Annotated in this window: 25 protein-coding genes; 9 read left to right on the top strand and 16 right to left on the bottom strand. The window is 64.0% G+C overall.

Annotation, left to right across the window (positions count from 1 at the left end):
* Positions 1-8 precede the first annotated feature (8 nt).
* Entirely contained in the window at positions 9-1,457 is a 1,449-nt protein-coding gene (der, locus tag P0652_RS00535; protein WP_284176792.1) for a ribosome biogenesis GTPase Der, read from the top strand.
* 6 nt (positions 1,458-1,463) lie between these two features.
* Here der and P0652_RS00540 read toward each other — a convergent pair whose 3' ends face one another.
* The 5 genes from P0652_RS00540 to radA form a co-directional block, all read right to left on the bottom strand.
* Positions 1,464-1,823 carry a hypothetical protein gene (locus P0652_RS00540; protein WP_284176793.1) on the bottom strand — a complete coding sequence of 120 codons (360 nt, stop codon included), beginning with the start codon at positions 1,821-1,823 and terminating at the stop codon, positions 1,464-1,466.
* Between the two features lie 71 nt (positions 1,824-1,894).
* A complete protein-coding gene (locus P0652_RS00545; protein WP_284176794.1) occupies positions 1,895-2,641 on the bottom strand; it encodes an SDR family NAD(P)-dependent oxidoreductase in 747 nt (248 codons plus the stop codon).
* A 10-nt stretch (positions 2,642-2,651) separates the two neighbouring features.
* Positions 2,652-4,133 (bottom strand): amidophosphoribosyltransferase, encoded by a 1,482-nt coding sequence (gene purF / locus P0652_RS00550; protein WP_284176795.1) that lies wholly within the window; start codon positions 4,131-4,133, stop codon positions 2,652-2,654.
* Positions 4,134-4,165: 32 nt separating this feature from the next.
* Positions 4,166-4,726: a CvpA family protein gene (locus P0652_RS00555; RefSeq protein WP_284176796.1), complete on the bottom strand. Its 561-nt coding sequence runs from the start codon at positions 4,724-4,726 to the stop codon at positions 4,166-4,168.
* A gap of 148 nt (positions 4,727-4,874) precedes the next feature.
* A complete protein-coding gene (gene radA, locus P0652_RS00560; RefSeq protein ID WP_284176797.1) occupies positions 4,875-6,317 on the bottom strand; it encodes a DNA repair protein RadA in 1,443 nt (480 codons plus the stop codon).
* A 130-nt stretch (positions 6,318-6,447) separates the two neighbouring features.
* Here radA and P0652_RS00565 point away from each other — a divergent pair, with 130 nt between their 5' ends.
* Complete coding sequence (locus tag P0652_RS00565) at positions 6,448-6,672, top strand: hypothetical protein (RefSeq protein WP_284176798.1); 225 nt, start codon at positions 6,448-6,450, stop codon at positions 6,670-6,672.
* 10 nt (positions 6,673-6,682) lie between these two features.
* Here P0652_RS00565 and alr read toward each other — a convergent pair whose 3' ends face one another.
* From alr to rpsF, 6 genes are all read right to left on the bottom strand, one after another.
* Complete coding sequence (alr, locus tag P0652_RS00570) at positions 6,683-7,798, bottom strand: alanine racemase (RefSeq protein WP_284176799.1); 1,116 nt, start codon at positions 7,796-7,798, stop codon at positions 6,683-6,685.
* Positions 7,799-7,868: 70 nt separating this feature from the next.
* Positions 7,869-9,350, bottom strand: a complete 1,482-nt coding sequence (locus tag P0652_RS00575) for a replicative DNA helicase (protein ID WP_284176800.1) — start codon at positions 9,348-9,350, stop codon at positions 7,869-7,871.
* Positions 9,351-9,522: 172 nt separating this feature from the next.
* The gene (rplI, locus tag P0652_RS00580; protein WP_284176801.1) at positions 9,523-10,089 is read right to left on the bottom strand and encodes a 50S ribosomal protein L9; all 567 of its coding nucleotides are present in this window, start codon (positions 10,087-10,089) and stop codon (positions 9,523-9,525) included.
* Positions 10,090-10,122: 33 nt separating this feature from the next.
* The gene (locus tag P0652_RS00585) at positions 10,123-11,067 is read right to left on the bottom strand and encodes a DUF2232 domain-containing protein (protein ID WP_284176802.1); all 945 of its coding nucleotides are present in this window, start codon (positions 11,065-11,067) and stop codon (positions 10,123-10,125) included.
* A 153-nt stretch (positions 11,068-11,220) separates the two neighbouring features.
* Positions 11,221-11,460, bottom strand: a complete 240-nt coding sequence (gene rpsR, locus P0652_RS00590; protein WP_284176803.1) for a 30S ribosomal protein S18 — start codon at positions 11,458-11,460, stop codon at positions 11,221-11,223.
* Positions 11,460-11,897 carry a 30S ribosomal protein S6 gene (gene rpsF, locus P0652_RS00595; RefSeq protein WP_284176804.1) on the bottom strand — a complete coding sequence of 146 codons (438 nt, stop codon included), beginning with the start codon at positions 11,895-11,897 and terminating at the stop codon, positions 11,460-11,462. The genes rpsR and rpsF overlap by 1 nt, the downstream gene beginning before the upstream one ends.
* Before the next feature lie 226 nt (positions 11,898-12,123).
* On the opposite strand from rpsF, the gene P0652_RS00600 reads away from it, so the two are divergent.
* The 7 genes from P0652_RS00600 (at position 12,124) to gmk (ending at position 18,489) form a co-directional block, all read left to right on the top strand.
* A complete protein-coding gene (locus tag P0652_RS00600; protein ID WP_284176805.1) occupies positions 12,124-12,711 on the top strand; it encodes a uracil-DNA glycosylase family protein in 588 nt (195 codons plus the stop codon).
* A gap of 69 nt (positions 12,712-12,780) precedes the next feature.
* Positions 12,781-13,725 (top strand): ACP S-malonyltransferase, encoded by a 945-nt coding sequence (gene fabD / locus P0652_RS00605; protein ID WP_284176806.1) that lies wholly within the window; start codon positions 12,781-12,783, stop codon positions 13,723-13,725.
* A gap of 46 nt (positions 13,726-13,771) precedes the next feature.
* The gene (gene fabG, locus P0652_RS00610) at positions 13,772-14,509 is read left to right on the top strand and encodes a 3-oxoacyl-[acyl-carrier-protein] reductase (RefSeq protein WP_284176807.1); all 738 of its coding nucleotides are present in this window, start codon (positions 13,772-13,774) and stop codon (positions 14,507-14,509) included.
* 191 nt (positions 14,510-14,700) lie between these two features.
* Positions 14,701-14,937 carry an acyl carrier protein gene (locus tag P0652_RS00615; RefSeq protein ID WP_284176808.1) on the top strand — a complete coding sequence of 79 codons (237 nt, stop codon included), beginning with the start codon at positions 14,701-14,703 and terminating at the stop codon, positions 14,935-14,937.
* Between the two features lie 23 nt (positions 14,938-14,960).
* Entirely contained in the window at positions 14,961-16,226 is a 1,266-nt protein-coding gene (gene fabF / locus P0652_RS00620) for a beta-ketoacyl-ACP synthase II (RefSeq protein WP_284176809.1), read from the top strand.
* Positions 16,227-16,349: 123 nt separating this feature from the next.
* Positions 16,350-17,750 (top strand): endolytic transglycosylase MltG, encoded by a 1,401-nt coding sequence (gene mltG, locus P0652_RS00625; RefSeq protein WP_284176810.1) that lies wholly within the window; start codon positions 16,350-16,352, stop codon positions 17,748-17,750.
* A gap of 67 nt (positions 17,751-17,817) precedes the next feature.
* The gene (gene gmk, locus P0652_RS00630; RefSeq protein WP_284176811.1) at positions 17,818-18,489 is read left to right on the top strand and encodes a guanylate kinase; all 672 of its coding nucleotides are present in this window, start codon (positions 17,818-17,820) and stop codon (positions 18,487-18,489) included.
* Here gmk and rsmA read toward each other — a convergent pair whose 3' ends face one another.
* Genes rsmA through lptF form a run of 5 tightly spaced genes read right to left on the bottom strand, consistent with a single transcriptional unit; the run spans position 18,490 to position 25,098 of the window.
* On the bottom strand, positions 18,490-19,329 hold the full coding sequence (gene rsmA / locus P0652_RS00635; protein ID WP_284176812.1) for a 16S rRNA (adenine(1518)-N(6)/adenine(1519)-N(6))-dimethyltransferase RsmA: 840 nt from the start codon (positions 19,327-19,329) through the stop codon (positions 18,490-18,492). It lies immediately after the preceding gene.
* Between the two features lie 3 nt (positions 19,330-19,332).
* Positions 19,333-20,277 (bottom strand): SurA N-terminal domain-containing protein, encoded by a 945-nt coding sequence (locus P0652_RS00640; RefSeq protein WP_284176813.1) that lies wholly within the window; start codon positions 20,275-20,277, stop codon positions 19,333-19,335.
* Complete coding sequence (locus P0652_RS00645; protein WP_284176814.1) at positions 20,277-22,847, bottom strand: LPS-assembly protein LptD; 2,571 nt, start codon at positions 22,845-22,847, stop codon at positions 20,277-20,279. The genes P0652_RS00640 and P0652_RS00645 overlap by 1 nt, the downstream gene beginning before the upstream one ends.
* On the bottom strand, positions 22,847-23,929 hold the full coding sequence (lptG, locus tag P0652_RS00650) for an LPS export ABC transporter permease LptG (protein ID WP_284176815.1): 1,083 nt from the start codon (positions 23,927-23,929) through the stop codon (positions 22,847-22,849). The genes P0652_RS00645 and lptG overlap by 1 nt, the downstream gene beginning before the upstream one ends.
* Complete coding sequence (gene lptF / locus P0652_RS00655) at positions 23,926-25,098, bottom strand: LPS export ABC transporter permease LptF (RefSeq protein ID WP_284176816.1); 1,173 nt, start codon at positions 25,096-25,098, stop codon at positions 23,926-23,928. Before lptF ends, lptG begins: the two co-directional genes overlap by 4 nt.
* Positions 25,099-25,254: the final 156 nt, after the last annotated feature.

Below are 25,254 nucleotides of genomic sequence, written 5' to 3' on the forward strand. Positions count from 1 at the left end.
CTGTCGCCATGCCCTTCACGCTCGCGCTCGTGGGTCGGCCGAATGTCGGCAAGTCGACCCTGTTCAATCGCCTTGTCGGCAAGAAGCTGGCGCTGGTGGATGACCGGCCGGGCGTCACTCGGGATCGCCGGGCCGGGGATGCCCGCCTCGCGGATCTCGATTTCACCGTCATCGACACGGCGGGCCTGGAGGAGGCCGAGCAGGGCTCCTTGACGGCCCGGATGCGTGAGCAGACCGAAGCTGCAATCGCGGATGCTGATTGCGTGCTGTTCCTGATCGATGCGCGCGCCGGCATCACTCCGGATGACCGGCATTTCGCCGAGATCGTCCGCCGGAGCACCAAGCCCGTGATCGTCGGGGCCAACAAGGCGGAAGGCAAGGCGGCCGAGCCCGGCATTCTCGAAGCCTATGAACTCGGCTTCGGTGAGCCAGTCCCGCTTTCCGCTGAACATGGCGAAGGGATGGGCGCGCTTTATGACGTGCTCCAGCCGATGGTGGATGCCGCCGTCGAGGAAGACCGGCTGAACGCCATGCCGGATATCCACGAAGCCGACCAGCCGGAATCGGACGAGGATGGTTCCGATGAAGCGGGAGAGGGCGAGGATGACGGCGAGGGTGAGGCCGAGCGGTCAAACCGCGCCGTGCGCATCGCCATTGTCGGTCGTCCGAATGCCGGCAAATCCACGCTGATCAATGCCATGCTGGGCGAGGAACGGCTCCTCACCGGGCCAGAAGCCGGCATCACCCGCGATTCAATCGGCCTCGATTGGGAATGGCGCGGCCGCAAGATCAAGGTGTTCGACACGGCCGGCCTCCGGAAGCGGGCGCGGATCGAGGACAAGGTCGAGAAGCTGGCTGCAGCCGATGCCATCCGTGCGGTGAAATTCGCCGAAGTTGTCGTGGTCCTGCTCGATGCGACCATCCCGTTCGAGAAGCAGGACCTGACGATCGTCGACCTGTGCGAGCGCGAAGGCCGGGCTGTCGTGATCGGGCTCAACAAATGGGATCTCATCGAGACACGCGGCGCGACCTTGTCGCGCCTCAAGGAAGACGCGACACGCCTGCTGCCGCAGATCCGGGGATGCCCCATCGTTCCGCTTTCGGGCCTTTCCGGGCAGGGAATTGACCGCCTCATGGAGGCGGTGATGCAGATCCATGCGGTCTGGAACCGCCGCGTCCCGACATCGAAGATCAACCGCTGGCTGTCCGGCGTGCTGCAAAGCCACCCGCCGCCCGCCGTTTCGGGCCGCCGCATCAAGATCCGCTACATGACGCAGCCGAAATCACGGCCACCGCATTTCGCGCTGTTCGGCAATCAGCTCGACGCCTTGCCGGAGAGCTACAAACGGTACCTCGTCAATTCCATCCGGGAAACCTTCGATCTGCCGGGGGTGCCGATCCGGATGACGATCCGGACCACCGAAAACCCCTTCGACAAGGACAGGTCCTCTCGTTGACCGGTCCTATTCGTTGAGATTCAGGATCGGGGTCACGAACCTGTCCTGGCAAGTATAGCAGCAGGTCTTGCAGCGATTGCGGCCATCCTTGCCAACACCCCAATATTCCTTCGAGCTGCCCCGCACCCAGGCGCCATAGCAGATCTTTTCGCCGGAAACGCAGGAGATCTTGTAGGTCTTCACGTCATAATCCCGGATCACCCAGACTTGGCCGCGCCCGGGCCATTCATGCTTCCGGTTCTGGGAATAGAAGGCAATATCGACTGCGTGCTTGTCGAAAGCGCGGACACGCCAGGTCATGGACTGGGCAGATGCGGCCTGGACCAGGCCGAACAGAACAAGCAACGCAACAACGATACGCTTCATGGAAGCCCCCCGACTTCAGTTTGACCAGTCAAGGGTAGGATACGCCAGAACGGTTTGCGAGCGCTTTTTTGTTATTCAGGCGCGCGGAACGCCATGACTTTCCGCTTCGGGAAATCGAACCATTTGCCTGTTTGCTGCCAGGCTGGCGTCGCCATCTCCACGAGATAGGGTGTGATCTCGTCCGGAGTGGGCAGCGTCATCGGATCCTCGCCCGGCGCCGCTTCCGCGCGCATCCGGGTCCGGGTCCGGCCCGGATTGACCAGCATCACCTTGATCGCCGAGACATTGCGGACTTCCTCCGCCCAATCGCGGCACATCAGGTCCAGCGCGGCCTTGGACGCTCCGTAAAGGCCCCAATAGGCGAAGGCGTTCGAGCCGGCCGAAGAGGAAAGGAACAGGGCCCGGCCTGCATCCGAGGCCCGCAACAGCGGGTCCATCGACCGGATCAGGCGGTAATTGGCGGTCACATTGACAGCCATGACCCGCTCGAAAACCTTGGGGTCGATATGGTTGAGCGGCCCGATCGTGCCAAGCATCGCACCATTGCCGACCAGGATATCGAGCCTGCCCCACCGCTCGTGGATCGTCAGCCCGAGCCGATCAAGCGCGTCGTAGTCGGTCAGGTCGATCGGGACGAGCGTGGCAGTGCCACCAAGTGTGCGGATCTCGTCGTCCAGCTCCTCGAGAGCGCCGACCGTCCGGGCAACGGCGATCACATGCGCGCCGGCCTTGGCAAAGGCCTTGGCCGTTTCACGGCCGATTCCGCGTGAAGCCCCCGAAATGAGCGCAAGGCGCCCCTTGAGAATCTGCTCGGTCATCTGGGTCCGCTCAGCTGGCTTCGGCCAGCAGCGAAAGCTGCTTGGCACCCTCGCTCACCAGATCGGTGATCGGTGTCGGGTAGTCGCCTGTGAAATAGTGATCGGTGAATTGCGGCGCGGCATTGTTGCGGCCGGTTTCGCCCAGCGCGCGATACAGCCCGTCAATGGTAATGAAGGCGAGGCTCTCGACACCCAAATAGGCGCGCATATCCTCGAGGCTCATCTTGGCAGCCAGCAGCTTGTCCTGTTCGGGCATGTCGATGCCGTAGAAATCAGGGAAGCGGATCGGCGGCGAGGCGATCCGGAAATGCACCTCGGTGGCGCCGGCCTCGCGCATCATCTTGACGATTTTCCGTGATGTCGTGCCGCGTACGATGGAATCATCGACAAGCACGAGGCGCTTGCCCTCGATCACGGCGCGGTTGGCCGAATGTTTCAACCGAACGCCGAGTTCGCGGATCGATTGCGTCGGCTGGATGAATGTGCGGCCGACATAATGGTTACGAATGATGCCCAGCTCGTAGGGGATTGCCGAGTCCTGCGCGAAGCCAATCGCCGCAGGCACGCCGGAATCCGGCACCGGCACCACAACATCCGCCTCGACCGGGCTTTCCTGCGCCAGGGTCGCGCCGATCCGCTTGCGGACTTCATAGACGTTCCGGCCACCGGCGATGGAATCGGGCCGGGCGAAATAGACATATTCGAACAGGCAGGGCCGGGGCGTGCGCGGCGCGAACGGACGCAGCGATTCCAGCTCGCCATGCTCGTCGATCACGATCACCTCGCCGGGGTCAACTTCACGCTCGAATTTCGCCCCGATAATGTCGAGTGCGCAGGTCTCGGAGGCGAAGATCGGGTGGCCGTCGAGCCGGCCGAGGACCAGCGGGCGGATGCCGAGGGGATCACGCGCACCGACCAGCTTCTTGTTGGTCATGCCGACAAAGGCATAGGCCCCTTCGATCTGCCCCAGTGCATCGATGAAGCGATCGATGAATCGGTTGCGCTTGGACCGGGCGACGAGATGCAGGATGACTTCGGTATCCGACGTGGCCTGGTAGATCGCACCCTCGGCGATGAGCTGCCGGCGCAATGTCAGGCCATTGGTGAGGTTGCCGTTATGGCAGACCGCAAAACCGCCGCCCGCCAGTTCGGCGAAAAGCGGCTGCACGTTGCGGAGGATTGTCTCGCCTGTTGTCGAATAGCGGGTATGGCCGATAGCCACCGAACCCGGCAGCTGCTCGATCACGCTCGCCTTGGAGAAATTGTCGCCGACAAGTCCGAGGCGGCGCTCGGAATGGAACCGCCGGCCATCGAAGGAGACAATGCCGGCCGCTTCCTGGCCCCGATGCTGGAGGGCATGCAGCCCGAGGGCCGTAATCGTCGCCGCATCGGGGTGTCCGAAGATCCCGAAGACGCCGCATTCCTCGCGCGGATGATCGTCGTCAAGCCAATGATGATCGTCTTCCGCGTCGGGTCTGGCGGCATCCGTCATGGAACAACCTCGCGTTTCGGTCGCGTCGCCTGTCAAGGCTGCCGCGGCGCAGGCGTCTGGGTTTTCAACTCGTCGGTCAGTTGCTTCACCGTCCCGATCGACTCGTCAAGATTTTCCGGCAGCATAGACTTCAGGCGATCGAAGCTCGAGATCAGAATGGGGCGGAACTTCGCGTCGGCAACCCATTGCGGCTGCTGCTTGTCGCCGACGAGCAGCGTGAAGAACCCGAAGCCGATCACCGCCAGCAGGAACCCGCGCGCGACACCGAACAGGAAACCGAGCGTCCGGTCGAGCGCGCCGACGCGGCTGTCGAGGATGAAATCCGAAAGCTTCGACGTGATGATATAGGCAACGAACAGCGCGCCAAGGAAGACCCCGCCCAAAGCGAGCCCGTTGACCAGCAGGGGTGGCTGCTTGACGATATATTGCATCACCAGCGGCGCGGCCTGCGGATAGGCGAGATAGGCCACGATACCGGCCACGACCCACGAGCCGATCGCCAGCACTTCCCGCGTGAATCCGCGGACCATGGCCAGCAGGCCGGAAATCAGCACGATGCCGATGACGACCATATCCAGAATCGAAATGGGCATGGATTCCTCGTGATCTGTTCTTCAGAAGCGTGGGCCGCAGGACAAACCTTGGCAGCGACCATGCAGGCGCGGGTATAATCGCTTCAAAACCTCGCGTCACCCCGCAATGCGAAATTCCCGAGGATTTTCCGCTGCGCTGTGCGAAAAGTCACCAGTCGTCAACACCGGATTGCGCCTTGCCGCCGCCGGCTATGCGCGGCCGTGCGCGGGGAGCACCGCCAGCAATTTCGGCAACGAGATCGGCGATCCGCTGCACCGGACGTGCCGTGAGGCCGGCCTGCCGCGCCGCCTCCGCTGCGCCTTCCGGCACCAGGGCCTCGCCGAAGCCGAGCTTGGCGGCCTCCTTGAGCCGGGCAGGGGCCAGCGGCACGGGGCGGACCAGCCCGGAAAGGCTGATCTCGCCGAACAGGGTCGTTTCTGGCGGAATCGGGAGATCAGCCAGCGAGGAAACCAGCGCGGCGGCGACAGCAAGATCGGCCGCCGGCTCGCTGATCCGGAAGCCGCCGGCGACATTCATGTACACATCATGCTGCCCCAGCCGGACACCGCCGCGGGCCTCGAGCACCGCCAGCACCATGGCGAGGCGGTTCTGATCCCAACCCACCACGGCGCGACGTGGCGTGCCGAGCGCGGTCGGCGTGACCAGCGCCTGGATCTCGACCAGCATCGGCCGCGTGCCCTCCATCCCGGCATAAACAGCCGTGCCGGAAACGCTGGCATCGCGCGCGCCAAGGAACAGGGCGGAGGGGTTGGGAACCTCGACAAGGCCCTGGCTGCCCATTTCGAAAACGCCGATCTCATCCGTGGCGCCGAAGCGGTTCTTCACGGCCCGGAGGATCCGGAAATGATGCGAGGCATCGCCCTCGAAGCTCATCACCGCGTCGACCATGTGCTCGACCACGCGCGGGCCGGCAATCTGCCCATCCTTGGTGACATGGCCGACAAGGATGATTGCCGCTCCGGTTGTCTTGGCGAAGCGGATCAGACCCTGCGCTGCCGCCCGGACCTGCGTAACCGTGCCTGGCGCCGCCTCGACCGCGTCGGTCCACATGGTCTGGATCGAGTCGATGATGACAAGGCGTGGTGGCGTTCCGGCGGAGAGCGTGGCGAGAATGTCCTCGACATGGGTTTCGGCCGCCAGTTCGACCGGGGCCCCGCCGAGGCCCAGCCGCTGAGCCCGGAGTCGCACCTGGCCAGCGCTTTCCTCGCCCGAGATATAGACTGACCGCGCCCCGGCCAGCGCCGTTGCGGCCGCAGCTTGAATCAGCAGCGTGGATTTCCCGATCCCCGGTTCACCGCCAAGCAGGATCACCGATCCGCGTACGAAGCCGCCGCCGGTCACCCGGTCTAGTTCCGCAATCGCCGAAGGCAGGCGAGGGGCATCCATCGGGGTCCCGGACAGGCCCTCCAGTGGAATGACGCGTCCCTTTTTCAGCCGCGCCCCGCCCGAGGCGACCGGCGCCGCATGGGCATCATTCGATACCTCCTCGGCAATGGAATTCCATTCCCCGCAGGCTTCGCAGCGCCCCTGCCAGCGCTGGTAGACCGCGCCGCAGGCCTGACAGATGAAGGAGGTCGTGCGCTTGGCCACAAGGTTCCCCGGCACAATCAACTGTGCCTCACGCAGCTGTGATTCGGCACTAACGAATTGCTATCGCTTGTCTAGCAAGCTTTCAGTCGTGGCGTCCATCCGGGCGTCGATGCCGGGGAGTGTTGCGTCGATGGCGATTGAACTTGTGAATGGATATGCCTGCAGGGATTGCGGGGAAATCGCAATGGCAAAGCGGGGGATCGATCCGCAGCAGCCAAGCGGGATCGAAGGCCTCGGGGAGGCCGCCCGTAACCCTGGTAACGTCGTACCGGACGATACGGTTTCGGCGATCGCAGACGATCCGCGGCCACGCGCGACGCTGGACTATGCCGCCACGCTGGACAAGCTTGTCTGATCGGGCGGACTCAGTCGCCAAGGGTGACACGCCGGTAGCGCTTGCCAAGATTGGTCAGGATTTCATACCCGATCGTACGGCCCGCCACACCGACGCGATCGATATCGAGCGTGTCGCCGATCAGGGTCACGAAATCGCCCGGCCTGAGCGAGGATTCGGGGACATCGGTGACGTCGATCGTGATCAGGTCCATCGAGACATTTCCGGCAAACGGGCATTCCCGCCCGGCCACGATGGCGCTGCCACCGGGATGGTCTGGCCCGTTGCCGGCATTGCGAGGAAAGCCATCCGCATACCCGCAGGAAACGGTCGCAATCCGGCTGTCCCGCCGCGCGACCCAGCGGCCACTATAGCCGACAGCCTCGCCTTCGGGGACGTGAAGGAGCTGGACCACCGGCGCCTCGAGCCGGATGACCGGCTTCATCGGATTGCGCTGGCCCGGCGTCGGATTGCCGCCATAGAGCGCATAGCCCGGTCGCGTGAGCTGGAAGAACGGCACGCCGGGAATGAAATGGCCGGAGGAGTTGCACAGGCTCGCGCCGACGGCCCGGTTCGGGCTTTCCGGTGCCTGGATCACCGCCTGCAGGGCCGAGAACCGGGCGATCTGCGCCTGCGTATCCGCCGACTGCGGCACTTCCGCCGAGGCGAAATGCGTCATGGTCAGCCCGATGCCTAGATCGGCCAGCCGTGTCGACCGCACAAGATCCATCCCCTCGTCAGGCCGCAAGCCGAGCCGGTTCATGGCCGTGTCGACATGCAAGGCAGCTGGCTCCGCGCCTTCAGGCCGCCCACGCCAGGCCGCGATTTCCCCGGCGGAGCCGAGCACCGGCCGCAGGCGGTGCGCGACATAGTCCTGCATCCGGCCGGCGGCAAACCCGTTCAGTACATAAATGGCGACATTGGGCGCCACGGCCCGGGCGCGGATGGCCTCGGAGAGGTGGGCGACAAAAAACGTACGGCATCCCGCCTTTACCAGCGCGGGTACGGCCGTCTCGATGCCAAGGCCATAAGCGTCGGCCTTGACGACAGCGCCGGTCTCCGCCGGCCCGGAAAGCCGGTCAAGCGTCAGCCAATTGGCCCTGAGGGCGGCGAGATCGATCGTGAGGCGGGCGGCATGGTCATCCATTCGTCTATCCTGCCGCGGCCTCGCCTGAATTTCCATCGGGGATTTTGCCGATCCTGCCGCAGATTCCACGTCATTCGAGGCGTTCGGGCAAATAATCCTCTTTTGCCAGCGTCGAGAACCGCGTGACATTCGCGTCGAACTGCAACTGAACCGAGCCCGTCGGGCCGTGACGCTGCTTGCCGATGATGACCTCGGCCTTGCCATGCACGCGATCCATCTCGGTCTGCCATTTGAGATGGTCTTCCGTGCCCGGCTTGGGCTCCTTGTTCTGGAGGTAATATTCCTCGCGGAACACGAACATCACCACGTCCGCATCCTGTTCGATCGAACCGGATTCGCGCAGATCCGCCAGTTGCGGGCGTTTGTCATCGCGCTGCTCGACCTGACGGGAGAGCTGCGACAGCGCCATGATCGGCACATTCAGCTCTTTGGCGAGGGCCTTGAGCCCGGTGGTGATCTCGGTCAGTTCCTGCACGCGGTTCTCGCCCTTCTTCGAAGCACCCGTCAGGAGCTGGAGATAGTCGACCACCAGGAAATCCAGCCCGTATTGCCGCTTGAGCCGCCGCGCCCGCGCCGCGAGCTGGGCAATGGAAATGCCGCCGGACTGGTCGATATGCAGCGGGATCGACTGCATCTCGGCCACGGCCTCGTGCAGCTTGCCGAATTCCTCGGGGCTGATATCGCCGCGGCGGATCTTGAACGAGGGGATGTTGGATTGCTCGGCGACAATACGTGTCGCCAGCTGCTCTGCCGACATTTCGAGACTGAAGAACCCGACAATGCCACCCTCGACCGTCTTCATCAAGCCATCGGCGGCGCGTTCGCCCCGCCAGGCCTTGGCGATATTGTAGGCGATGTTCGTGGCCAGCGCCGTCTTGCCCATGGCAGGGCGGCCGGCCAGGATGACAAGATCGGAGCGCTGCAAGCCACCCATCTTCTGGTCGAGATCATGCAGGCCCGTGGCCGTGCCCGACAGGCCACCATCGCGCTTGAAGGCCTCGCTCGCCATATCGATGGCGATCTTCAGCGCCGAAGCAAAACTCTGGAACCCGCCCTCGAAACGGCCGCTTTCGGCGAGGCCATAGAGCTTGCGCTCGGCATCCTCGATCTGCGCGCGCGGGCTTTCGTCGACAGGCGCGTCATAGGCGCGGTTGACCATGCCCTCGCCGATGCTGATCAGGTTCCGGCGCAGCGCGAGTTCATAGATCGTCCGGCCATATTCGGCAGCGTTGATGATTGTCGTCGCATTGGCGGCAAGGCGGACAAGATACTGCGGCACCGTCATCCCGCCGAGATCGAGATCCGGCAGGTAGGTCTTCAGCGTGATCGGCGTGGCCACCTTGCCGGCCCGAAGCAGCTTGGCGATGACCTCGAAAATCCGGCCATGCAGCGCCTCGAAGAAATGCCCCGGCTCGAGAAAATCCGAAACCCGGTCAAACGCCTCGTTGTTGACGAGAACTGCGCCCAGCAACGCCTGCTCGGCCTCCAGATTATGCGGGGCCAGACGGAGGGTTTCGGCTTCGGGCGCTTCAAGGCGGACGAGGTTCGACATCAAATTTGTCTATTTGTTCTTGGCGCGCATCATTGGCGCTGATCCCATGGAAACCAAGGTGGGCCAAATAAAAAGCCCCCCGGTTTCCCGGGAGGCAATTGTCCCTGATTCCCACAGGAACTCACAGGCCGGCAAAAGAAATATCTTTCCGCTTGACGGCCTGCGGCTCGACTCACATTTCGGCGTTCGGGCCGGCTTCCGCCAGGGCTGCACCGATCTCGAGGCCGAGATCGTCCAGATTGTCGGCTTCGCGCTCGAGAACGTTCTCGCCACGGGCCTGGCGGTCAGCTTCCTCGACCGAGCGGGCAACGTTGATCGTCACCTTGACCGAGACTTCCGGGTGCAGGACGACGGAGACATTGTGCAGGCCCAGCGTCTTGATCGGGGCGTTGAGCGCGATCTGGCTGCGGGCGACCGTGAAGCCACCGGCGGTGAGGATCTCGGCGAGGTCACGCGACGAGACCGAACCGTAAAGCACGCCCGATTCGCCAGCCTGGCGGATCAGCGCGAAGGTCTGGCCGTCGAGCTTGGCGCCGACAGCATCGGCATCCTTGCGGCGCTCGAGGTTCTGGGCCTCGAGTTGGGCACGCTGGGCCGAGAATTTTTCCTTGTTGGATTCCGTAGCGCGGAGCGCCTTGCCACGGGCGAGAAGGAAATTGCGGGCATAGCCGTCCTTCACGCGGACAACTTCACCCATCTGGCCCAGCTTGGCCACGCGTTCGAGCAGGATCACTTCCATGGTTTTACTCCTTTGAGGTCAGATTGCGGGAATTCAAAGCCGCCCGCGGCGGAAATCGGTGATGTGATCGATCATGCCGATCACGAGGAAAATCAGCGCCGGCAGACCGAAGACGATCAGCGCAGCCCAGATGGCGGTGAGCATGAAGGCGCGTGATTCCATGCCGATTGTCCGGACATGCACGACGGCCAGCCCCTGCAGGATAAGCGCGAAGAGCAGCCCCAGCGCCATGATCGATCCGAACAGCCCGACATAGCCATCGCGCATCGAGGCAAAGAGCGCGAGGCCGAGCAGGATCAGCGTGCCACCCGGCAACCGGAAGCGGCGCAGGTCGGGCTTGACGAAAGCCAGCCGACGCGAACGGTCTGCCACGAGCAGCCCAATGGCAGCGCTGGCGATCAGCGTCACCAGCGTGATCAGGGCGGAAAGCGGCATGATGATTGCCGCCATCAGGTCGAAGATCCGGGCCATGTCCCCGGACGGGAGGGCAGGACCGCCACCCGGCATGCCGATCAGCGCGAAGACAGCCTCGACCGAGCGCCGGATCCGCTGCTGGAGCGCGGCAAAATCCGGTTCGATGAGAATGCCGGCGACAACGAACGCCATCGCGATATAGGCGATGAGGATCAGCACCAGCCGGCCGACCTCGATCCCGTCCCTTTCCGGACGGCCGGATAGCGGCGAGAGACGCGCTTCGGACATCCAGGCGAGGCCGAAGACCGGCAGCGAGAAAAGCGTCGCGATGGCAAGCGCAGGCGGTGTGCCGGCAGCAGCCTGAATGATCAGGGCGGCGGAGAGCCCGGCAAGGGCTCCGGCATAGGGGTGCCAGCCGAAAGCAACAATGAACAGCGGCGTCGGCGCGATCAGCGAGAGCAGGGCAGCCTGCATCGTTCCCGGGGTCAGGAAACCCGAGAGGAGCGCGGTGCCGAACCCGGCAATGACCGCAACAAGGAGGGCCTGGGAGAATCCCGCTGGCATCGTGTCCTGCTGTCCCGCGAACCAGCCTCTCGGCTGGCGGTTAGAAGCGAGGTCACGGGCAGGCGACCGATCCTCGCTCCAGCAATACCGCCGGCGGTGTCCCGCCGGAAGCGACATGGCCTGCAAGCAGCCGGCGCTGGGCCGGCTGCCAGATTACTTGATCACGTAGGGCAGGAGCCCGAGGAAGCGGGCGCGCTTGATCGCCTTGGCGAGTTCGCGCTGCTTCTTGGCCGAGACGGCCGTGATGCGCGACGGAACGATCTTGCCGCGCTCGGAAATATAGCGCGAGAGGAGCTTCACGTCCTTGTAGTCGATCTTGGGAGCGCCGGAGCCCGAGAACGGGCAGGTCTTGCGGCGGCGGAAGAACGGGCGGCGGGCTGCAGTGGCGGACATCAGACTTCCTCCTCGGCGCCGTCAAAACCGGCTTCACCGTCTTCGCGGTCCCGGCGACGCGGGCCACGATCGCCGCGATCACCACGATCGCCGCGCTCGCCGCGATCATCGCGGTCACGGCGCTGCAGCATCGCAGACGGGCCTTCCTCGAGTTCCTCGACCTTCACGGTCATGAAACGCAGGACATCTTCGTTGATCGCCATCTGGCGCTCCATCTCGGCAATCGCCGCAGCCGGCGCATCGAGATTGAAGAGAGCGTAATGGGCCTTCCGGTTCTTCTTGATCCGGTAGGCGAGGGACTTGACGCCCCAGTATTCCACCTTGGCAACAGCGCCGCCATTCGCTTCGACGACCGCCTTGTAGGTCTCGGTCATCGCCTCGACCTGTTGCGCCGTCACGTCCTGGCGAGCCAGGAAAACGTGTTCATACAAAGCCATTTGTGAGCCTTCTCTCAAGTTTTGGTTCCGTTGGCGCGAAGCCCTTCGAGCCTCGGAAGGCGCGAGAGATTTTCACGAAGGCGTTGACACAGGAGACCGGGTCCGGGAACCCTACCGCCGCAACGCGACAGCTCTCCGTTCAGCCACCGGCCAAGCAGAAGTGCGCTCGATACGGGATCCGCCGCTGAAAATCAACGCCGAACTTGCCCGGACAGCAGGAAATTCGATGGAGCCATTGCTCGCCCGCATCCGATCCTGCACGATCTGTCCGGACTTGCCGCTCGGGCCGCGCCCTATCCTGCAGGCGGATCCGCGCGCGCGGATCCTGATCGTCGGGCAGGCACCGGGCCGGATCACGCATGCCAAGGGACGCCCGTTTGACGATCCCTCGGGCGAAAGGCTGCGGGGCTGGCTTGGCGTGGACCGCGAGCAATTCTACGATCCCGCGCTGTTCGCCCTCGTGCCGATGGGCTTCTGCTATCCCGGCACCGGGCGCGGCGGAGACCTGCCGCCCCGGCCGGAATGCGCCGCCACCTGGCGCCAGCCAGTTCTCGATGCCCTGCCGAACATCACCCTCACGCTCGTGCTCGGGGATTATGCCCAGCGTTGGCATCTCCCGGAACAGCGCGGCAAGAGCCTCGCCGAACGGGTCAGCCAGTGGCGGAACACGTGGCCACGCCTCGTGCCGATGCCTCATCCCAGCCCGCGCAACCAGCGCTGGTTCCGTCAGCATCCCTGGTTCGAGGCCGAACTTGTGACGGCGCTCAGGGCGGAAACCGCCCGGATCCTCGCCGTTCCGGCGCGTCCGGCTTGACTTCGCGGCAGGGCGGACGCATTCCCGCCTCCCATCGGCCGCGAATGAAAAGAGCTGGAGAAGGCGCGCATGAGCAAGACCGCATTTCTGTTTCCGGGGCAGGGCAGCCAGGCCGTTGGCATGGGCAAAGCCCTCGCGGAAGCCTTTCCGGCCGCGCGCGCCGTTTTCGCCGAGGTGGATGACGCCCTCGGCCAGAAGCTCTCCACCCTGATGTTCGAGGGGCCGGAAGACCAGCTGACGCTGACCGCCAATGCCCAGCCGGCGCTGATGGCGCACAGCCTCGCGGTAATCCGCGTGCTTGAGGCCGAGAAAGGGCTCGACCTCTCCGCCTCTGTCGCCTTCGTCGCCGGCCACAGCCTCGGCGAATATTCCGCCCTCGCGGCTGCCGGCGCGCTGTCGATCAGCGATACCGCGAAGCTGCTCCGCATCCGCGGTGATGCAATGCAGGCGGCCGTCCCGGTCGGCAAGGGCGCGATGGCCGCACTGCTCGGCGCCGAATGGGACCTTGCCACCGAAATCGCCGAGATCGCCGCTACCGATACCGGCCTGATCTGCGATGTCGCCAACGATAATGGCGGCGGGCAGGTTGTCCTCTCCGGCGACAAGGCCGCCGTCGACCGCGCCTGCGAGATCGCCAAGGAGAAGGGCGTCAAGCGCGCCATTCCGCTGCCCGTTTCCGCGCCGTTCCATTCCACCCTGATGGCGCCGGCCGCCTCGGCCATGGAAGCCGCGCTTGCCACGGCAACGATCCGGGCGCCGAAAGTGCCGGTTGTCGCCAATGTCACCGCCGGCCCGGTGAGCGATCCCGAAGCCATCCGCCGCAACCTCGTTCTGCAGGTCTGCGGCTCGGTGCGCTGGCGCGAGAGCATGGTCTGGCTCGGCGGGCAGGGCGTGACCCGCTTCGTCGAATGCGGCTCCGGCAAGGTGCTGACCGGCATCGCCAAGCGGCTGGTGGCTGGCAGTGAGGCGATCAATATCGGCACGCCGGAGGATGTGGCGGAGTATACCGCCTGACTTCTCGCCGCCCCGCAATCCTTTTCCCTCTATTTCGGAGCACCCCATGTTCGACCTCACCGGCAAATTCGCCCTCGTCACCGGCGCTTCGGGCGGCATCGGCGCCGCGATTGCGGAAGCCCTCCATGCGCAGGGCGCGACCCTGACCCTCTCCGGCACGCGGCGCGAGGCGCTCGAGACGCTGGCGGCGAAGCTGGGTTCGCGCTGCCATGTTGTCACGGCCAACCTGTCGGACCGCGCCTCGGTGGAAGCCCTGGTGCCGGAAGCCGAGAAGGCGATGGGCGGGCTCGACATCCTCGTCAACAATGCCGGCATCACGCGGGACAACCTCTTCATGCGCATGAAGGACGAGGAATGGGACCAGGTTCTCGCGGTGAACCTGACCTCGTCCTTCATCCTCGCCCGCGCCGCCGTGAAGGGCATGATGAAGCGCCGCTTCGGCCGGATCATCGGCATCACCTCGGTTGTCGGCGTCACCGGCAATCCCGGCCAGGCGAATTACTGCGCCGCCAAGGCCGGCATGATCGGCATGACCAAGAGCCTCGCTGCCGAAGTGGCCAGCCGGGGCATCACCGTGAATTGTGTGGCGCCGGGCTTCATCGAGAGCGCCATGACGGATGCGCTGAACGAGAAGCAGCGCGAGGCGATCATGGGGTCAATCCCCGCCGGCCGCATGGGCAAGGGCGAGGAGATTGCCTCCGCCGTGGCCTATCTTGCCTCGGTTGAGGCCGCTTATGTCAACGGCCAGACGCTGCACGTCAATGGTGGCATGGCCCGGATCTGATCGGGGCGCTGGGAAGGCCCCGCGCGGATTTCAAGACGGTTTATCCGGGCATTTTTTCCGCTTCTTGCCGCGCTGCACGTTGACTTTCGCTGCCGCGTTTGGAAGGGAAGGCGCCGGGTTGTCGTCTCCGGGTTCCATCCCGCGGGGCGATATTGTCCTGCACAACAGGTGTCTACAGAGAAGGGTTCACCATGAGCGATGTCGCTGAGCGCGTGAAGAAGATTGTCATCGAGCATCTCAGCGTCGATGCCGATAAGGTCGTCGAGGGCGCGAATTTCATTGATGACCTCGGTGCCGACAGCCTCGATACGGTCGAGCTCGTGATGGCGTTCGAGGAAGAATTCGGCGTCGAGATTCCGGATGACGCGGCCGAGACGATCGTGACGGTCGGCGATGCCGTGAAGTTCCTCGAAAAGAACGCGGCCTGAGCCAGAGGCTTCCGGGAAGCGTCATGCTCCGTCGGGTTGTTGTCACCGGCCTCGGAATGGTCACGCCGCTCGGTTGCGGCGTCGAGGCCAGTTGGTCGGGCATCCTCGCCGGAAAATCGGCGGCAAGGCGAATCGAGACTTTCGATGTCTCCGACATTGCCGCCAAGATTGCCTGCATCATTCCTCGGGGCGAGGGGCCGAACGCCTTCCGTCCCGACGAGTGGATGGACCCCAAGGACCAGCGCAAGGTCGATGAATTCATCATCTTCGCGATGGCCGCAGCAAAACAGGCGCTGGATGACGCCGGATGGCATCCGTCCACCTACGACGATCAGGCCGCGACCGGCGTGATCGTCGGCTCCGGCATTGGCGGCCTGACCGGGATCAACGAAACCGCGCTCCTGCTCGCTGAAAAGGGTCCGCGCCGCGTTTCGCCCTTCTTCATTCCCGGCCGGCTGATCAACCTTGCCTCCGGTTACATTTCCATTGCTCATGGCCTCAAGGGCCCCAACCATTCGGTCGTGACCGCCTGCTCGACAGGCGCCCATGCGATCGGTGACGGCGCGCGGATGATCGCCCTGGGCGATGCCGATGTGATGGTCGCCGGCGGAACGGAATCCCCGATCTCGCGCCTTTCCATGGCGGGTTTCGCAGCCTGCCGGGCGCTTTCGACTGCCTTTAACGATGATCCGGCACGCGCCTCCCGGCCCTATGACAAGGACCGCGACGGCTTCGTGATGGGCGAGGGCGCCGGTGTGGTGGTGCTCGAGGAACTCGAGCATGCCAAGGCGCGTGGTGCGCATATCTATGCCGAGATCGTCGGCTACGGCATGTCGGGCGATGCCTATCACATCACATCGCCCTCCGAGGATGGCGACGGCGCCTATCGCTGCATGAAGGCCGCACTCAAGCGGGCAGGCCTCACGCCGGGCGACCTCGATTACATCAACGCCCATGGCACGTCGACGCCGCTCGGTGACGAGATCGAACTGGGAGCCGTGCTGCGGCTGCTTGGCAACCATGCCGGCAATATCTCGATGTCCTCGACGAAATCCTCGACCGGCCATCTCCTCGGCGCAGCAGGGGCCATCGAAGCCATTTTCTCCATTCTCGCGATCCGCGATCAGGTGGCGCCGCCGACCATCAACCTCGACAACCCGTCTGTCGAGACGATGATTGATCTGGTGCCGCACGCGCCGCGCAAGCGTAAGATCGATGTGGCCCTGTCCAATTCCTTCGGGTTTGGCGGGACCAACGCCTCCCTTGTGATGCGTCGTTTCGAGGTTTGAAGGGCATTCGCGGCGGATCCGCCGCACGTAACCCGTTTTCGCCATATTCCGAAGACATAGGCGGAGCATGGCTTTCAGAATCGCAAGGGGCTGAAGTTCCTGCGACCAGTTAAAGGCGTCTCGATGGCACCCAAGCCAGGCAAGGAAACAGGGTCGGAAAGCGGAGCAGCCGAGATCCGTCGGGGCTGGTTCGGCGGCCGTCGCCGGCCAGCCGAAGGCGAAGCGGTGGCCGCGCAGCCGGCACCACCACCGCCGCCCAAGAAGCGCAAGGGCGGGCTCGTCGCCCTGTTCTCCGGTCTGATGACGGCGACGCTGATCGCCGCCGTGGTGATTGCCGGTGGCATCGCCGTCGCACGGAAGGAATTTTCGAGCCCCGGCCCGCTCGTTGCCGACAGGTCGGTGATCATCGAACGCGGCTCCACGACCGAGGATATCGCCGAGCAGCTGGAACGGGAAGGTGTGATCTCGCGGCCGTTCCTCCTGTGGACGGCCCTGTTCCTGCGCGACATCCAATCCAAGTTCTCCTCGGGCGAAGCGTCCAAGAACCGCGCCAAGTCCGGCGAATACCTGTTTCGCCGCCAGGTGACGATGAACGAGGTGATCGACATCATCACGTCCGGCCGGTCGGTCGAGCATACGGTCACCATTCCCGAAGGCCTGACCAGCGAGCAGATTGTCGAACGACTGAAGGAAAATGATCTTCTGGTCGGCGAAATCTCCCAGATCCCGGCCGAGGGCACACTCCTGCCGGATACCTACAAGATCAACCGCGGCACCCCGCGCGAAGCCCTTCTGGCCCGAATGCAGCGCGAGCAACGGCGCGTCCTGCAGGACATCTGGAATCGCCGGTCGAAAGATACGCCGCTGAAGAACCCGCGCGAGCTCGTCACGCTGGCCTCCATTGTCGAGAAGGAAACGGGTCGGGCCGACGAACGCAGCCGCGTGGCCGGCGTTTTTGTCAATCGCCTCAACCGGAACATGAAGCTCCAGTCGGACCCGACGATCATCTATGGCCTCGTCGGCGGCAAGGCGACATTGGGGCGGGGCATCCTGCGGTCCGAAATCGAACGCCCGACACCCTACAACACCTATGTCATCAACGGCCTGCCGCCGGGCCCGATCGCCAATCCCGGCCGCGCGGCCATGGAAGCGACGGCGAATCCCTCGCGGACGAAGGATGTCTTCTTCGTCGCAGATGGCACGGGCGGCCATGCCTTTGCGGAAACCCTCGAACAGCATAACCGGAATGTCGCCCGGTGGCGGCAGATCGAGGCCAGCCGGGCCGGGCAGGGTACGCCAGCGCAGACCGATGGCAATGCTGCTCCGCCGGCTGCACCGCCTCCAGCCACCAACCGGACGGGCCTCGAGGCGCCTGGCCTTGTCAGCCCCGGCACGACCGGCGCGGTCACCGGTTTTGCTCCGGCACAGGCTCCGGCAATCCGGCCCGCGCCCCTTGCGCCCGCATTGCGCCCCGTCAACCCGCAGCAACAGGGTGCCCGCCCGGCACCCGCAGCGCCGCAATGAACGGATAGCCCTCAGAGCCGAATCCGCCTAGGAGACGGTCATTCAGGGCATTTTTCAGCAGGTCATCATGGCGCCCGGGCATCCTTCCTCGACCCAAGCTCCGCTCCGGCGTGGCATCATGTTCGTGATCTCGTCGCCTTCGGGCGCCGGGAAATCCGCCCTGTCGCGCCTGCTCCTGCAGGATGACCCGGAAATCCGCCTGTCCGTTTCGGTCACAACCCGGCCCCGCCGTCCGAGCGAGGTCCACGGCGTCCATTACCATTTCATCGACGTGCCGACTTTTCACCAGATGCGCGAACGTGGTGACCTGCTGGAATGGGCGGAAGTGCACGGAAATTTCTACGCAACGCCACGGCAGCTCGTGGAACAGGCCCTCGGCGAAGGCCGGGATGTGCTGTTCGACATCGATGTGCAGGGCACGTTGCAGCTCTATGAGTGCATGCGCGAGGATGTGGTCAGCGTCTTCATCCTGCCGCCCTCGATCGCCGAATTGCAGAGCCGCCTGAAGCGCCGCGCCGAGGATTCGGATGACGTGATCCTGCGGCGGCTGCGCACGGCCGAAACCGAGATCGCCCGCTGGCAGGATTATGATTTTGTCCTGGTCAATGACGATCTCGAGCGCTGCTTCCACGATCTAAAGCAGGTGTTGGTTGCCGAGCGGCTGAAGCGGCACCGCCAGCCGCACCTCCCGGCACTGACGGAAGCGCTGCTGAAGGATCTCCGCACCGTCCTGTCCTGATCAGCGGGCATCCAGCGCATTGGCCAGCGCAAGGAAGGTCTCGATCGGCAGCGTCTCCGGCCGTTCCGACCCATCGAGGCCGGCCGCCGCGGCAAGCGCCATCGGATCCCCGAGGGATTTGAGGCTCTGGCGGATCATCTTGCGCCGCTGCGCGAAAGCCGTACTCGTGACCCGTTCGAGCGTTTCCAGCCGGCATGGCGCAAGGACCGGGCGGGGCACCAGCCTGACGACCGACGACGTGACCTTGGGCGGCGGGGTGAACGCTGCAGGCGGCAGGTCGAAAAGGATCTTCGTCTCGCAGCGCCAGTTCGCGAGGACACCAAGGCGGCCGTAATCATGCGGGCGCTCGGGCGTGCCGGTGATCCGCTCCGCCACCTCGCGCTGAAACATCAGCGTCATGCTCGAATAGAAGGGCGGCCAGGGCTCGGCGCGCAGCCAGCCGATCAGCAGCATCGTGCCGACATTGTAGGGCAGGTTGGCGACGATCCGCGCCGGCATGCCTTCGAGGTAATCCCTCGGGTCGATCTTAAGGGCGTCGCCCTCGATAATCGTCAATCGCCCGGGATAGGCATCCGCGATCGCTTGCAGGGCCGGCAGGCAACGCGGATCGCGCTCGATTGCAACCACACGAGCGGCACCATGGGCAAGAAGAGCGCGCGTCAGTCCGCCGGGGCCCGGGCCGATCTCGACCACGACATGGTCCTCAAGGCTGCCCGCCGAACGGGCAATCTTTGAGGTAATGTTGAGATCCAGCAGGAAATTTTGCCCGAGCGACTTTCGGGCGTCGAGCCCATATGCCCGGATCACCTCTCGCAGGGGCGGCAAGGTGTCGAGCATCATGAACTACCGGAAACGGATATCGACCTTCTTGCGGAGCGATTCGAGATAGGTCTTCGCATTCGCCGTGATCTTGCGTTCGGAGAGATCAACCGCAACCGCCGAACGCTGCGACGCCGGATTCTCGCGCTCCTTCTTCGAACAGACAGCCACGATCTCGATCCCCTCTCCGGAGGGCGAGGGCGGCGTCATCCGGTCAACCGGCGTACGCTCGAAAAGCTGGCGCAGTTGCGGCGAAAGATCGGAGGACGTCCTCATGATCGGCGGCCGGATCGCAACATCCGGCAGGGAGCGGATCTCGTCGAAGCCCGTCTCGCAGGAATTGAACCGCGCACGGACATTATTGGCTGCTGCCATGCGGCTTGCCGGCGATGTCCCGCGCGCCACGATGAAAACGACCGGGCGCAGCACGTATTCGGTAATCACGCCTTCCTTGCGCCGGCGCGCCTCAACCTCGGTTTCCAGCTCTTCATTGGTAACCTGCGAGCCGCGGCGGGCCTGGTCACGCAGAAGGACAACCCAGGCCAGATCCGCCCGGATCTTTGCCCGCAACGCAGAGGGCTGGATCCCGGCGCGCTGAAGGGCGGTTTCGAACTGCCGCTCCGACATCCGGGCGCCCTTGGCGAGCTTGCTGAATTCCTGCTCGACACCTTCTTCGGTGACGCGGTACCCGATGCGGCGTGCCTCAATCAGCTTCACCTGATCATCGATCAGTTCCTGGATTGCCGCCTTGCGGTCGAGCCGGCGCCGTTCGGTCATCGAGGCGATACGCATTCGCTGCTCGACATCGAAGGTGGTGACGGGTGCATTGTTGACAAGCGCCACCACGGCCTGCGCGGAGACATGTGTCGGCGCGAGAAGGGACGCAGCAGGCAGGATAGCGGCCATGGCCAGCGTCAGCCGAAAGGCCGCCGGCAGGCCGGCGCGCGCCGGAAGGGCAAGGGTAAACATCAGCGTGTCGTCCTCCGCGCAATCGAGGTCTCGCCCAATTCGCGCAACTCGAGACGCATCATGTAAGTGGTGGTCCGCTGGTTCGTACCGGTCAGATAGTCGTTGTAGGTGCGGGAATAGGTCAACGACAGATCCGTGCACTCATCCTTGTAGCCCACCCCCAGCATGGTTCCGGAAACACTCCAGGGCGAGGTATTGCCAGCAGGATTGACGATGTTTTGTGTCAAATATCGGTCAAGGTCGAACAGGACGGAGCCGGTGGCGTAGAAATTGTTCGGAAGGTCGACATTCGTCTTGAGGTACACACCCTCGCGACGCAGCGTGTAACCGAGTTCCGGCTGCGGGGCGATCCGCGAATAAAGTGCGGTCAGATGGACCCTCTCGATGACCCGGGTGGTTCCTTCGACATCCAGACGCTTCAGGCCGAGAGTCTTCTCGTCAAACCGGCCGCGAACGGTGAAAGCGGAATTGAGATTGGGCTGGATCGTCGCTGCCGCGACGAAATGGGATTGCCGGCCTTCAAGGCCGGAATTGCGACCGGTATTGGCAAGGTCATACTGGGCATACGAATTCCGGCCATAGAGATGGATCGACTGGCCGAAAAGCAGGCTGGCATAAGTGCCGTTATTGCCGCTGAAGGAATAGCGACCGCCATAATTCAGGCGCGTCCCGCCCTCGACCCGGTCGTAACCGGAGAACTTGTTGAGCGAGAAGATCGAGTTCTCGTCAAAGACCAGCGACTGGGCATCCTCGTTCGGCAGCTTGCCGATACGCTGCTCGTTCGGGCGCACGATCAGCTGGGCAATCGGCTCGATATGGTGCGTGCCGAAGCTCGACATGGCGAAGAACGGATACCGGTATTCGATGCCGATCGAGGGCATGCCACGAAACAGGTAGTTGTCGGCATTCCCACCAAAGAAGGCGGCCTGCTTGTCGTTGCCATAGCCGGCGCCGCCAAAAGCATCATTTGGCGCGTTGAAGCCCGACTGGCGGACCTGCAGGAAGGCGAGGTCTCCGCGCAGGCCAACGAACGGGGTCCAGACCTGGCCAACCGGATCGATGAACTGCCTGCGCCAGGAAAGATCGACGCTGCCGCGGACATATTGCCCCGCAAAGCCGCGCAGCAGGCATTGCCCGGGCGTGTAACTGCCAACCGCCACGCCGCCGCTATTATAGCGGCAGGCATAATATTGCCCCTCGCTGTTGTTGTAGAGCAGCGTCGTCGGTACGAAATTGCCGCCGGCCAGCGGCAGCGGCTGGTAGAACGCCGCATCGCGGTTGATCGCGGCCATGTTCGCCGTCAGCTTCAGTTCGCCGCCAATCGTGTCGGGCGTGAACCGGCGGTCGAAATCAAAGGAAGGCGCCGCATTGCCAATCTGCGGCTGCCAGTCCGTCGTCGACAGGCCGAGGAAATGATAGGCCGAGAGGTCGAACCAGCTGCGCTCGCCACGCCCCTGGAAATAGACCTTGGAGATCGATTCCGTGAAATAGGTGTTGGTCAGCGAGGATGGCTTCACCTTGTAGTCGGTGAAGTAGAACTTGTCGGTCGCAATCGCGCCATCCCAACCGAAGGTCCATTTCTCGTTGAGGTAGAATTTCCCGCGCGACGAGATGCTGCCGCGGAAGGTCTTGTCGCCGGCACCGGCGAACGGGCGCGAATCAAAGGCGCGGCGGTCCTGCTGGAAGATGCCGTTCACCCGGATATTGTAGGAGCCGTTCTCGGTCCGGTGGCGCCAGAGCGCATCACCATGGAAACCCTGCCGCGAGAAAAAGGACGGCGTGACCGTGAGGTCGTAATTCGGCGCCATGGCCCAGAAGACCGGCAGCGAGGCGCCATAGCCGAGCCGCGTCCGCGAGATGAAGCGCGGCGCCAGCACGCCGGACAGGCGCGACACGGTCGGATCGGGCGAGGCGAAATAGGGGAACCAAGCCACCGGCACGCCCCAGAACTCGATCGAGGCGTTCTCGTAATAGATGCGCTGTTCGGAATTGTTATGGATGATCCGGGCGGCTTTCACCTGCCAGAGCGGCGGCTTTTCCGGATTGTCCTTGCAGGGCTCGCAGGCTGTGAACGTGCCGCGATCGAAGACCGTCTGCTCGCCGCCCGTCCGCTCCGCGCGGGCCGCCGAGAAACGCGTCTTGTTGGGCGTCTCGACGCGCAGCGAGTCAATGAAGCCGTCGCGGAAATCATCCGTCAGGTCGAAGCGGTCGGAAAAGCTCTTCGTGCCATCCGCTTCGGTCAGGCGGGCATTGCCCTCGGCATAGACGCGGCGATTCTTCCGGTCATAGGTGACGCGGTCCGCCTGAAGCGTGCGGCCCTGATAGAGGATCTGCACATCGCCGACCGCGCTGACGCGGTCGCGGTCGCGGTCGTATACGACCTCGCGTGCATCCACCACCATCCGCGACTGTTTGCTGCTCTGCTGGCGCGCGGCAAGGCGCTCGTTGAGTGTCTGGGCCGAGACTTCCGTAGCCAGGACCGGCGCGAACAGGAACACCGCAAGCGCCGCCGGAAGCGCTTTGCGGAACGTTAACCATTCCGGTGGATTATTGCCGAAGATCAGCTGCATCAGCCGTCTTCCTTGTGCAGCAACGTGAGAATGCCGAAGCCACTGGCAACAGCCGGGGCAGCCCAGGCTGCGAAGGCGGCCGAAACCACCCCGGCATTTCCCAGGTCCTCGACGACCTTTGTCGCCACATAGAGGGCAAACCCTGCGCTCACGCCACCCAACACCATTCGAGCCAGACCACCAGATCGTAAAAACTTTAAAGAAAAACAAGCGGCCAGCAAAACCATCGCGACGAGCAGGCCCGGACGGGCCAGCAACGTCTGATAGACAAGGCGATACCGCGTTGCATCGAGGCCGGCAAGTTCCAGCCGCGAGACAATTTCTGGCAGCGACCAGAATGACACAGCCTGCCCTGGCCCAAGGGCTGAACGGACCTCGTCTACCGTGAGGTTGCTGGCCAGCAGATAGGTCTCGTAATTGCCCGGTTCGACATCCAGGGAGACGACGCGCGCCTGCCGGAATCGCCAGAATCCGGACTGCAGTTCCGCTTCCGTCGCCTCGATGCGCTCAAGCAACTGGTTGCGGTCATCCATCACATAGACCGAGGCACCGAGAAGCACGTTGCGTTCCGCATCAAAGGCCGTGGCACGGATGATCGCCTCGCCATCGACAGAGCGTTGGCGCAACCAGACGGCGTTGCCGAGATTCGCGCCCCCACGCCGGAAGATATGGGCTTCCAACGCGTTGGCCTGATCCTTCAGGCTGGTCGAAACGGGGTTGTACACGGTCGTCACGAAAATGCCGGTCAGCAGCGCCACCAGCAGGGCGGGCGTCAGGAATTGCCACGCGGAAATGCCGGCCGAACGGGCAATCACCAGTTCCAGCCGGCGTGAAAGGCCAATGAAAGTCACCATTCCGCCAAACAACATGCCGAACGGGATCACCTGCTCGGCGGTTGCTGGCGTCCGGAACAGGGCGAGCCGGGCCATCGTGCCGGCTCCGGCACCGACGGCATCGCCGGCGCGGCGCATCAGCTCGACGAAATCAAGCATGTAGATCAGCACAAAGACCGTGCCGAACACGACCAGCATCGCTCCGGCGAAACGACGCGCGAAGTAGAACCCGAGGGTTGAGCCGATCATGAAGCCGCCCCGGCACGCTGGGGCAGTCGCCGTTCGATCCAGCCGGAAAGGCGCGCCACCAGCGCGGATTCACGCTGGGTCGTCGGCCAGAAGGTCCGGTAGGCGTAGACCGTGCCGAAAATTGTCGTCGTGATCGGCACGAGATACATCAGCCATACACCGGCCTGGCTACGGACCGCGAGACCCGCTGCAGCGAACCCGGCGATCCGCATCAGGATCAGCGCCGCCACGGCTCCGGCTATTGCTGTGCCACGCCCCTGCCGGGTGGTGCGCGCATTGCCCAGCGCGGCAAAGGCAATCGCCAGCGTGGCGAGCGGGTAGAGCGGGTTGGTCAGCCGGTCATGCAGCTCGGCCCGGAATCGCCCGTAGATTGACCGGACGAAGGGGTCATTGCGGTCGAGGTTCAGCAATTCCCAGGTCCGGCGTTCGCGCGGCTTGTACTGGATGACGCCGCCGCCTTGCTCGAACTGGTCGAGATCGAACACATAGCGCTCGAAGGCGATGATCGCGCTCTCGCGGGCGCCCTGCTGCTGCCGCTGCATCGAGCCTTGCTCGAGCAGGAGATAGGTCGAGCCTTCGACCTCCGTGACCACGCCGCGTGCTGCGAGATAGGTGGCCGAGGTCTTCGGGTCGCGGGAATCGTGGATCATGACGCCGCCCATGGCCCCGCCGGGCAGGCGCTCGCGGTAATGGAACACGATCCCCTGGTCGAGCGTGATGAACTTGCCCTCCTGGATGATCCGCGTGACGACATCGGCGCGGATCTTCGTGATGAGGGTCCGGAGCGAGCGGAAGCTCTCCGGCATGGCGTACAGCGTCATGAATCCGACCGTCATCGAGACCAGGACGGTCAGGATCGCCAGCGGCTTCAGAAGGTTGCGCGGCGGGATCCCGGCCGCATTCATCACGATCAGCTCGCTGTCACCGTTAAGGCGGTTCAGTGTGTAGAGCACAGCCACGAACAGCGCGATCGGGGCAATCACCATGACAAGGGCAGGAAGTCCGTAGAAAGTCACCTGGAAGAAGACGAGCAATGACTGCCCCTTGCCGGTCACGAGGTTCAGCTCGCGCAGCGCCTGCGTCAGCCAGATGATCGCCGTCAGCGCCACCAGCCCCATCAGGAAGGCGAAGCTCGCGATTCGGAAAATGTAGCGCTCGATCAGCGACATCGCATTCCTTTCTCCCAGCCTTCTTGACCCGAAATCGCGGCGTCGGCAAGGCGCGGCAGGAGGAACGCCGGACATCATGTCACAGCCCGCCTGTCATCCGCCTTGCAGTGCGGCGAATTCCGCTCCACCTTCGCTCGTGGGAATCGATAGACGTTC

The sequence above is a fragment of the Rhabdaerophilum sp. SD176 genome, from assembly GCF_030143245.1.
Taxonomy (GTDB): domain Bacteria; phylum Pseudomonadota; class Alphaproteobacteria; order Rhizobiales; family Beijerinckiaceae; genus Rhabdaerophilum.